Consider the following 10,777-nt stretch of genomic DNA (forward strand, 5'->3'; position numbering starts at 1 on the left):
ATTAATAAGGAATAACATTCAAAAATACGATAATAGTTTATTACAACTAAATATACTTCATTTCCTATTTAAGATGAGATTCTTTTTAGAATCTGATCTTTTATTTAATTACTGGGATTCAAATAATAGTCCTTTATGCCTGTATAATATGTTAACTAGGGTTTAATTACCATTTTTTATATAATTCCAAATAATTCCTAATATTCATGCAAAACTATTCTATTAATCTATAATTAAATATGAATGAACTTAATAGGAGGGAATTTAAATATGAAGAAAAAGTTAATTGTTCCTGTAGCCCTATCGTCAGCGTTATTAATGGGCTCAATTCCAGTAAGCAGCGTTTTTGCTCTGCAAGTGAATTCGAATGCAGATAGTAGTGTACAAGCTTCTAAGGAGTGGAATGAGAAGGCTAGTGTCCCTGTATTTGTGAAGGAACGGTTTTCGGAAAAATTTTCATCAAGTGATCCATCCAATGCATTAAATTATTTGAAAAAAAATGAAGCTAAAACGGGAATTAAAAACCCAGATAAAAACCTAAAAGTCAAAGGTGTACAAAAAGATGAACTTGGGATGACCCATGTTCGCTTTCAACAGTCAGTAAATGAAGTTAACATAGAAGGATCCGAACTTATTGTTCACTTCAATGAGAATAATGAGGTAGTTTCCGTTAACGGAAGGATTTATCAGAATATTGCTGATGATGAAGTGAGCACGACTGCCGCTTATAGCAGTGATGCTGCAACCAAAGTGGCATTATCCTCTGTTAATGCTCCTGAAGAATTGTCCTATGAGCCAACTACTGATCTAGTAATCTATCCTTTTGAAGGAGAAAATTACACAGCTTACAAAGTGAATGTAAACTTCATGGGAGATGAACCTGGGAACTGGTTTGTATTTGTGGATACAAACACAGGAAAGGTTATCGATAAGTATAATGGCTTAATGCATGCCAATGAAATGAAAACACAAAAGGGCTTTGGATTAGGTGTACATGGTAATCACAGGGAAATTCATATTTCTCAAGTGAGGGAGCCAGGTTCAGGAACGAAGTTTGCGTTAGCCGATTACGCTCATGAGAATCTTGAAGGAATTTTTACGTATGATGCTAAAAATGATAATAGTTCTAGCAATGATACCCTGTATGTTGGGAATTCCGCTGCATTTATCGATGACTATGATCGGGCAGCTGTCGATGCACACTATAATTCCGAAAAGGTATATGAGTATTTTCTAAATGAACATGGCCGTAATTCCTTGGATGGAAAAGGAATGGCAATCATTTCAAGGGTTCACTATGGCAACAATTACAACAATGCATCCTGGAACGGGCGCTGGATGACCTATGGGGATGGGGACGGTGAGTTCTTTATTTCACTTTCAGCGGGTCTTGACGTGGCTGCCCACGAAATGACTCATGGTGTCATCACTCATTCGGCGAATTTAGTCTACCGCCATCAGCCTGGAGCATTAAACGAATCCTTCGCTGACATCTTTGGTGCACTAGTTGATGATGATGATTGGGAAATCGGCGAGGATATTATGGCACCGGCTGCTAAGGCTGACGGAGTAACGAGATTGCGCAGCTTAAGTGATCCAAACAGTGTAGTTGTCAGTAATCCGCAGAGAGCCGCGTATGGCAGCGGAGTCTATCCGGCTCATATGGATGAATATTATCACATGCCTACTAATGTAGATAATGGCGGAGTTCACGTTAACTCTTCCATTCCAAATCATGCTGCCTACTTGATTGGCCAGGATATTGGAAAGAAAAAATTAGGGCAAATATACTATCGTGCATTAACTGTATATTTAACTCCAAATTCAGAATTTAGCGATGCACGTCAGGCCATTTCTCAGTCTGCGATTGATATTTATGGTGAAGGCAGCGTGGAATTGGCAGCAGTTCATTCTGGGTTTGATGCTGTGGGAATATACTAAGTATACTAATTTCAAAAAGGCTAGGAACATTATCCTAGCCTTTTATGTCTTGCTAATATAACCCTGCACCTGATTACATCAAAACGATTAATATTTTTCTTTAAAGATTTTTCAACAATATGGCCCTTTTCATGAAGAAAGACGCGTTCCTAAATAAACGCGCCGATCGAATAACCATTTACTTAAACAGTACTATATATATTCCTTGAAGGTACACAGCTTTTTAAACGACTTTTTTATTACTCCATAACATCTTTTAACCTTGTATCATTCATTAATAACGAACTCCAATGGTTCGCCCCCTTTCGAAGGGCCCCAAATAGCACAATTGGACACACGCCCTGACCTAATCGCTGCTCGGGATACAATATCCCACCTTGGTTAGTTTCAATGCCCCAATATTTGATAACAGCACGATATTGAATGTACAACTTTGATCATAAACATATTTGATCAAAGACCGGAGATTGCTTACTTTATAGCTTTGAGCGAGTCTACAAGTTAGATGATAATTCGGACATCCCTCTTAATGCATCTGCTAACGACTGGATTGTTTTTTATTCATAGCTGTGCCCAATATGATCAAGGCAACATAGATTACGATGGCAATCGAATCTATTATCGTATCCGTAAGAGATGATACGTCAAGTAATGCCGTTACACCAAGAATGACAATCAGTCGCACGATCAGTATCGCCGCGATCATCCATGCGGCAAAACGAACCTTCGATCGATCACTTTGGAATGACATGAAAATGAATGCAATGCCGAAGACCAGATTTTCCGCCGTTATAATGTGCCAAACATACGTGAATACCGTCCGGGTATCCATGGACATCGCCCTAATGTCGAGCTTCGGAAGCACAGCGGATTGCCCATTCCATGCATGCGTAACAGCAAACAGAATCGCAAGAACGCCTACAATCAGATAATAAAAATTCCTAACCTTGATGATGATCACAACCCTCCTTAGAAATTCCTGGTTCATTCTTTCGGATATCTTTGTAAAGCTCGCGGACGTATTCTGCCAACCGTTGATCGCTTTCGTTATTAAAGTCCCTTAACGTTTCGGCTGCCATATTGAGCAACAGATTGACCTTTTCCAGATGGTTAATCTTCATGCGCGTTTCTGCGTTCTTAGCTTCGAGGAACGCAGAAACCTCTTGCAAGTAAGCGTAGTCGATATTTTCCATCTTGCGCAAACCAAGTATTCCCCTCATTTCTTCAAGAGAAAAGTCCGCATACTGCATGATTTGAATATTCATTAAGTCTGTGAGGTCGTCCCTCGAATACTTACGGTACCGATTGTCATCCCGGGGCGGCGAGACGATCCCAATCCGGTCATAATACCTAAGTGTATCCTTTGGTATCCCAAGGATTCGTGAAACCTCTTGTATAGAGTAAAGTTTTTCCATGAATTCAGAATAACATTTGAGTTGACTCCAATGTCAAGTCGTTTTTTGACTTATTTCTCGACATGTATGCGCGATGTAGCTTTGAAATAAAAATTGATCAAATATACTACATAAACTGGTATTTAACGAAGAAATGAATATAAAAATAGGAGGAGCCATTCTTATGGCTTCTCCTATTTTTATTAAGCTCTTTCCCTTTCGTGCAATAAGATTTTAATCATAACACTCTTTTCCCCATGTCTACCGTTAGCCACCTAAATTGATAAATATAAGATCAGGAAACCTGCAATTAAACTGAAAAAGGTAGAAGCAAATATAATATTCCACTTCACAATAACGAAGGGAGAATCTTTAATCAAGGATGACATTAGTGCTGTTGAACCGTTAAAAGGACTTATCATAATGCTAGTACTTAATGCTGTTAACATTCCCAAACTATAAATAACGGGAGATATCCCTAATTCAATTGGATTGATCAATACGCCAATTAGTGAGATAGCAACAAATTGATGAACTCCAATCATCGCTAAAATAATAACTGACGTCATTCCAATAATAAGAAGGGTATTCACCCCAACATATTCTTTTAACATTGAAAAATAATAAAATAGCGAGTTAATGAATTTTTTATTCTCCAAGGAATTTACGAAAAAACCTGCAGATAAAAGTATTCCAAATTGACCATACATCCCAGGAATTCCAGTCTCAATATGTCCTTTTAAAAGTATCTGATACTTTTTAGTTCTTTTGAGAAAAAATGACCAAATGTAAGTAAACGGTAAAGAAGTAATAGCAATAATATAGAGCATCCCATAAGGTAAAATTAAATCTAATAAAATTGTACTAGTCATAAATAGCAAAAGTGGAAACACTAAATACATTACTCTACTTTTAGGTGTTTTTTGTAAAGGAATCTCGGCAATTAATCGAAAGGGCTTTTTTGTAAAAGAATTTATAAACCGATCAAGTAAGAGCCCAAAAATCGCAATTCCTAGCGATATTGGCAAGAGTGTTATGACAAAAACTCCCGTCGTATCCACAATTATTGCTACACCTGCACCAATTGGACTCCATAACATTGCAAGAGAGAAACCTCTTGTTATAGAAGTTGCTAGATTTCGGTTAGCATCATCATTAAGTTCCTTTCCCTCTAATATCGTCCATGACATTGGAATTGCACCTAAATTCATAATACTTCCCATGCTAAAAGACAAGGTTTGACCTTTATTGTACAACCCCTGATTAGATTTAATATCAGATGTCATATCTGAAAGACCTTTTTTTGATTCAAATAATATTTTAATTGGAATAGCTAAAATAGGAATTATACCAATAAATGTAATAATGTTTGAAATATTGGCAAAGGAATAAAACAAGGATTCAATTGATACACCATTTGAAACTTGTAAATAAACACCAATAAAAAGAAAAAAAAGTGATAAATAGAATGATAAACCTTTCATAAAAGGCACGGAGAGCAAAATGCATATTATCGTAGATATTGACATCGTAATATTAAGCAAAAAAGATTCAAATGGAAATGTAAGAAAATACAATAGGAAGTTTAAGAGAAATATCCTACTGTGAATTTTTGTGTTGAAACAGGTATCTTTTAGACTATTCTTCTTTTTTATTTTAACTAATTCCATCTTTAGGCTAAATAAATTGAATGAATTTGATTATTAAATTTACTTTTATTTTGTTTTTTCATTATTCTTTTCCTCTTTTCAAGAAAATTAAAAGAAAAAGCTACTCTAAAACGAGTAACTCTTCAAAAAAATGAATTAAACTCTGACGACTGTTCGCCCTCGCAATTGTCCTTTTAAAATATCATTAAGTGTATTTGGCAATTCCTCCAATGTGATTTCCTGTCCTATATCGCTTAAAAGTGTTTCTGGCTTCAGTTCATTCGCCATTCTTTCCCATAGTGTTTTACGAATATTCATTGGACAGTAGGCAGAATCAATTCCGATTAAACTTACTCCGCGGAGAATAAACGGAAAAACAGTTGTCGGTACATTACCTCCACCTGTTAACCCACTAACAGCAACTGAACCGCCATAATTTGTGTTACTTAAAATAGCTGCAAGTGTTTTTCCTCCTACAGGATCAATTGCACCAGCCCAACGCTGTTTTCCTAGTGGACGAATTTTTTCAGGGGTTACCTCTTCACGGGAAATAACTGCCTTTGCTCCTAATCTTCTTAAATAATCGTGCTCACTTTCTTTCCCTGTACTTGCTACAACTTCATAGCCTAGCTTTGACAGTATTGCGACAGCAAGACTTCCAACCCCTCCTGTAGAACCTGTCACCAGTACCTCACCTTGTTCAGGAGTTACTCCACTCTGTTGCAATTTCTGAACAGAAAGTGCTGCTGTAAAACCTGCAGTACCATATGCCATTGCTTCCTTTAATGTTAAACCTTTAGGTATAGGAACAAGCCAGTCAGCCTTCAAACGAGCATACTCGCTAAAACCTCCAAAATAGGTGATACCAATTTCATAACTTGTTGCAATTACTTCATCTCCTTCTTTATATCGCTTATCACTTGACGAAACAACAGTACCTGCTAGGTCGATTCCTGGTACAAACGGGTACGAACTGATAATTTTTCCATCTGGTATAGAAGCAAGCCCATCTTTGTAATTGACACTTGAATAAGCAACTTTTATTGTAACGTCACCCTCTTGAAGATCATTAAGAGTTAGATTTTTTACCCTAACTGATACATTATTATCTAATTTATCTACTACCAAAGCTTTAAACTGATTTTCCATTACATTACTCCTCTCAGTATTACATACTTTATCTAAAAGAGTTTTTTCTTACTTATAAAATTGAAAAATAACAGATTCTCAATACTATTTAGAATTGACCAGCTTTTCCTTTTAAGTCTAAATATAGTGTTCAGTTCATCACTAATCAATCCTTAACCTACATTGTGTATTACGTATATTTCCAAAAATAATCTGTTACTTACACCAATCTTTTATTCAAGTTATTTAACGAAGGTAGAAAATTAAACCATTAACTATCGATTGTTAATTCTTGATCTGTAGCAGCAACCTTTTTATGTTTTGTTTTTATATAATGAAGTGTAACGACAATAATGAATAAACTTATCCCTATGACACTTGAAAGAGTTTCCGGAATTATTAGCAGGATAGATGATATAAACATCAAAAGTCTTTCTATAAGGTTCATAAAGTTGAATAAATACCCTTGTAATGTAACAGCAACCCCAAAAATTCCCACAATTGAGAAGACTAGTGTTAAGAAAATATCAGTTATCGACCCATCTATTAGTAATAATTCAGGTCCGTATATAAACATAAAGGGTACAATAAAGCCTGCTGCACCAAATCTAAATGAAGTGACACCTGTTTGAATTGGATTTGATTTGGCTAATGATGCACCAGCAAACGCCGCAACGGCTACTGGCGGTGTAATTGCAGATATTACTCCAAAATATAAAACAAACATATGTGCAGCCATAGGAGCAATTCCCATTTGTGACAATGTCGGTGCAATTAATACCGCTAAAACAATATATGCAGCCGTTGTTGGGAGACCCATTCCTAAAATAAGAGAGGCTACTGCTGTTAAAATAAGTAAAATCGAAAGCGTTCCTCCTGATAATTGTACGATTAAACTTGATATATTTAATGCTAAGCCAGTGTATAACATTACTGCAATAATAATACCTGCTCCTGCACAAACCGCCGCAACTATTAATACATTAACTGCAGAATCCTTTAAACTTAACATTAATGTTTTAAAAGATACCCGAGTTGAACGGCGTAATTGTGGAACAATCATGGCAACAATAATCGTCCAAAATGCGGATTTTTGTGGTGAAAAATGCACTACTGACATCAAAAATATTAAAACTAAGATTGGAATGAGCAAATGTCCTCCATTTTTCATCACATCTCCAAACTTAGGTAACTCACTTTTCGGCAATCCTTTCATGCCTAACTTCGCCGCTTCTAAATCTACCATAAAAAATAACGAAACATAATAAAGTATCGATGGGATAATAGCCGAAATTACTACGGCGAGATAACTTACCCCCAACATTTCTGCCATAACAAATGCAACTGCCCCCATTACAGGAGGCATGATCTGTCCACCCGTAGATGCTACAGCTTCAATTGCACCAGCAGATCGGCTTTTGAATCCATTCGCTTTCATTAAAGGTATAGTGATGGTTCCGGTTCCCATTACGTTTGATACAGCACTGCCAGAAACTGAGCCAAATAGACTACTTGCTATCACGGCAACTTTAGCTGAACCGCCACGGAAAAAGCCGAATATTGACATTGATAAATCAATAAATACCTTTCCAGTCCCTGAACTTTGTAAAACGGATCCTAAAATGATGAATACTAGTACAAAATTTGCAACTGCCTTCACAGGAGTAGTAAATATACCTTCAGTAGTGAGGTAAATTACTTGAATCACTCTCTCATAGCTCATTCCTGCATGTTGTAATAAACCCGGAAAATATGGACCAGCAAATGCATAAATTAAAAAAATAATGATTAATATTGGTAGTGTCCATCCTATAGTCCTTCGAATTGCTTCGATTAGTAAAACAATGGCCACTCCACCTAAAATCAAATCTGCCAATTCTGGCTGTCCACCTCTTGCAACTAATTCCTCATGGGTCAAAAAAACTCTAAAAAATGCAACAGCCCCTAAAATCGCAAATAAAACATCTAGTATTTTGGTCCACTTCCTGTCAGTTTTTAACCCAGGGAACAACAGAAATATTAATAATAAAGTAAATATTAGAAGCATACTGCCTTGAGCCAAAGGAGCCATAACCCCGAATTGTGAGGTGTATAAAAAAACTAAAGAAAACAACACCGAAATTGACATGATAATAAGATTCGGAATACCTTTATATTGTCTCGCTGATATTGTTTCTTCAAAATCTTTTTCTTTCTTTCTGTTAAAAATGCGCTTCCCCATTATAGTCCTCCTCTCAAAATAAACGTAAACAATGGTCAATCTCCATCTGGAGAAAGAAAAGACAAATACATAAATCACGAAAGTATTTGTCATTAATTTCTTCTTAGATCTTTTAAAATACTCGCATGGTATCCCTTAATTCCTTACTTCAATTCTAAAAATGTCGTTTCTATACCTTTTTCTTTATAATATTTTTCTGCACCCGGGTGAAGTGGAATTGGAATATCATTTGCACTTAACCCAGCCCAGCTCTTATGTGCTGCAATTAATTGATCATGGTTCTCGAAGAGGGTCTTCGTTAATTCATAAACATAATTTTCACTAAGTTTATCTGAGACTGCTAAAGTTATACCTATTTGCATAGTTTCTACATCTTCTTTATTTCCCATATGACCAGCAGGAATTATAGTAGGAACATAGGGATATTTTGAAGCAATTTTGTCCCTAAATTCTCCATCAATTTCTATATATCTAATATCCAATGTTGAGCCTAATTCTAACAAAGCTGCTGATGCACCACTTGGCCCACCTGCAACATAGGCGAATATATCTAAATTCCCATCTTTTAATGCCTCAGCTTGATCAGATGAACCGATGTTTTGTCCTTTCAAATCATCCTCGTTTAAACCATATTCCTTAAATATTTGTCCCAAAATTGTATGTGATACTGAACCAGCTTCTCCTCTTCCGATCCTTTTACCTTTAAAATCTTCAAACGACTTTATATCAGAATCAGCTTTTACCACAAAACTAATATATAGTGGATCTGTCATTGCCATTGCCCTTAGGTGTTCAATAGGCTTTTCACCATCATATATACCTTTCCCGTTTAGAGCATCATAAGCGTGATATGATGTCAGAAACCCTATTTCTGAAGATTCATTCTTCATCAAATTAACATTCTCAGCTGCACCGCCACTTGGTGTAACATTCATGGTAGTACCCTTAATTCCTTTATTTACAAGGTCAGCATATGCGCCCATCATTCCATACCATGTTCCACCTTGACCCGCTGTAACTACGGTTACTTTACTATCTGCTTCATTAAATCCCTGCTCTTCAAGAATTGCCTGTGATTCTTCACTTCCGCAAGCCGCAAGTGTCAAAGTAATTATTAATATAAATACTGATATTAATAATTTGATAGTTGACATTCCTTTCCTCCTCCTATTCTCTTTACAAATTTATTTCTATATTAATACTTGTTGTATAATTCATAAAAAATAGCTGATAACAATAGGGTTTTATACGGAATCTAAAAATGTTTGCGTTTTCATTTTGTAAAATACAATAATATTTGTTTGTAATAAAAACCCGAAATACTTCACGTCATCTTTTAATATTTGGAGGATCTAAGGACGTTCCCCTTTCTGGATCATCTATTCGTGCTATACCTCCTTTCCAAATAGAGACAATCGTATCTTTGACATTCGAAAATACCATTCCTAATTAACACCATTTATAACCTCCTTACAGTGATTATAGAATAATTTGAATAATATGAAAATTTACAAATAAATTTGATTGATAATTAATATCTATCATTTGTATATATAAGCTTAGTTACAGGTGAAAAAGCCTTTCTTCACTTTGACATTATGGAATGCCTATATTGATCCACCCTGTTTCCCAATACTTGCATATTAATTCAAAAAGTTTCTTTAATAGGAATAACATGGTACAATTACCTTGAATAGTTTGAAAATTAAGAAAAACATTCTCTTTCACATATTATATCTTCAAAAGCTAAAATTCCTTTTTGGTATTTATTCACAATTACATAATTAAATAATATGAATTCACAGAAATATCATCGCTATATCAGTTTACAGGAGTGATAATCTATGAATCTTCGTCAATTTGAATATATTGATCAAATTGTAAATAGTGGAACAATGAGAGAAGCAGCACGTAAGCTATTCATTACAGAACCTACAATTAGTCAACAGATGCGAAAATTTGAGGAAGAAATAGGTTTTCCTTTTTTTGAAAAAAACGGGAGAATACTTAAACTCACTAAAGAAGGTGAAGTGCTTCTTCCAGAAATACAAAATATCCTCTTTTCAGTAAAAAATCTGGAGCAACGTATCAGAGAAATATCAAATCCGCTTAGCGGTCAAATCCATCTGGGAATAGGTCCATTGTCAGCAATTAGATATTTACCAAAATTATTCGAAACTTTCCACCAGCTATATCCAAAAGTAAAGCTTAATGTTGTGGAAGGAGGAGTGCTAGAATTATGTGATTTATTAATAAATAAGCAATTAGATATTGTTGTTGCACCTGTCAATAATAAAACAAAGCAGGTCATGGATGTAAATGACATCGAATATAAGACATTGTTTCACGATGAATATATCGCAATTATTTCTTCAAATCATCCATTATCTTCAAAAAGTAAAATATCAATCCATGATCTTTCAAATGAACAGTTTATATTATAT

The 10,777-nt window shown here is 35.3% G+C and carries 8 protein-coding genes; 2 read left to right on the top strand and 6 right to left on the bottom strand.

What is annotated here, in order from left to right:
• Positions 1-270: 270 nt before the first annotated feature.
• Positions 271-1,941 (top strand): M4 family metallopeptidase, encoded by a 1,671-nt coding sequence (locus V7122_RS22980; protein WP_335491008.1) that lies wholly within the window; start codon positions 271-273, stop codon positions 1,939-1,941.
• 538 nt (positions 1,942-2,479) lie between these two features.
• Here the strand turns inward: V7122_RS22980 and V7122_RS22985 are convergent.
• The 6 genes from V7122_RS22985 to V7122_RS23010 all read right to left on the bottom strand — a co-directional run bounded on the left by V7122_RS22985 (position 2,480) and on the right by V7122_RS23010 (position 9,487).
• The gene (locus V7122_RS22985) at positions 2,480-2,902 is read right to left on the bottom strand and encodes a hypothetical protein (RefSeq protein WP_335529431.1); all 423 of its coding nucleotides are present in this window, start codon (positions 2,900-2,902) and stop codon (positions 2,480-2,482) included.
• Positions 2,883-3,356, bottom strand: a complete 474-nt coding sequence (locus V7122_RS22990; protein ID WP_335529433.1) for a MerR family transcriptional regulator — start codon at positions 3,354-3,356, stop codon at positions 2,883-2,885. Before V7122_RS22990 ends, V7122_RS22985 begins: the two co-directional genes overlap by 20 nt.
• Before the next feature lie 254 nt (positions 3,357-3,610).
• Positions 3,611-4,819: a hypothetical protein gene (locus V7122_RS22995; protein WP_335529436.1), complete on the bottom strand. Its 1,209-nt coding sequence runs from the start codon at positions 4,817-4,819 to the stop codon at positions 3,611-3,613.
• A 321-nt stretch (positions 4,820-5,140) separates the two neighbouring features.
• Positions 5,141-6,133 (bottom strand): NADPH:quinone oxidoreductase family protein, encoded by a 993-nt coding sequence (locus V7122_RS23000; RefSeq protein WP_335529440.1) that lies wholly within the window; start codon positions 6,131-6,133, stop codon positions 5,141-5,143.
• Positions 6,134-6,383: 250 nt separating this feature from the next.
• Entirely contained in the window at positions 6,384-8,333 is a 1,950-nt protein-coding gene (locus tag V7122_RS23005; RefSeq protein ID WP_335529443.1) for a TRAP transporter permease, read from the bottom strand.
• Positions 8,334-8,476: 143 nt separating this feature from the next.
• A complete protein-coding gene (locus V7122_RS23010) occupies positions 8,477-9,487 on the bottom strand; it encodes a TAXI family TRAP transporter solute-binding subunit (RefSeq protein WP_335529446.1) in 1,011 nt (336 codons plus the stop codon).
• A gap of 690 nt (positions 9,488-10,177) precedes the next feature.
• On the opposite strand from V7122_RS23010, the gene V7122_RS23015 reads away from it, so the two are divergent.
• On the top strand, positions 10,178-10,777 hold a 600-nt coding region (locus tag V7122_RS23015; RefSeq protein ID WP_335529449.1), incomplete at its 3' end, for a LysR family transcriptional regulator.

It is taken from the genome of Bacillus sp. JJ1532 (assembly GCF_036965085.1).
GTDB lineage: Bacteria > Bacillota > Bacilli > Bacillales > Cytobacillaceae > Cytobacillus.

What these genes read in the sequence shown, in the direction of transcription:
- V7122_RS22990 (WP_335529433.1), bottom strand. Translation starts at nt 3,356, where the DNA reads ATGGAAAAACTTTACTCTATACAAGAGGTTTCACGAATCCTTGGGATA.
- V7122_RS23005 (WP_335529443.1), bottom strand. Translation starts at nt 8,333, where the DNA reads ATGGGGAAGCGCATTTTTAACAGAAAGAAAGAAAAAGATTTTGAAGAA.
- V7122_RS23000 (WP_335529440.1), bottom strand. Translation starts at nt 6,133, where the DNA reads ATGGAAAATCAGTTTAAAGCTTTGGTAGTAGATAAATTAGATAATAAT.
- V7122_RS22995 (WP_335529436.1), bottom strand. Translation starts at nt 4,819, where the DNA reads ATGAAAGGTTTATCATTCTATTTATCACTTTTTTTTCTTTTTATTGGT.
- V7122_RS22980 (WP_335491008.1), top strand. Translation starts at nt 271, where the DNA reads ATGAAGAAAAAGTTAATTGTTCCTGTAGCCCTATCGTCAGCGTTATTA.
- V7122_RS23010 (WP_335529446.1), bottom strand. Translation starts at nt 9,487, where the DNA reads ATGTCAACTATCAAATTATTAATATCAGTATTTATATTAATAATTACT.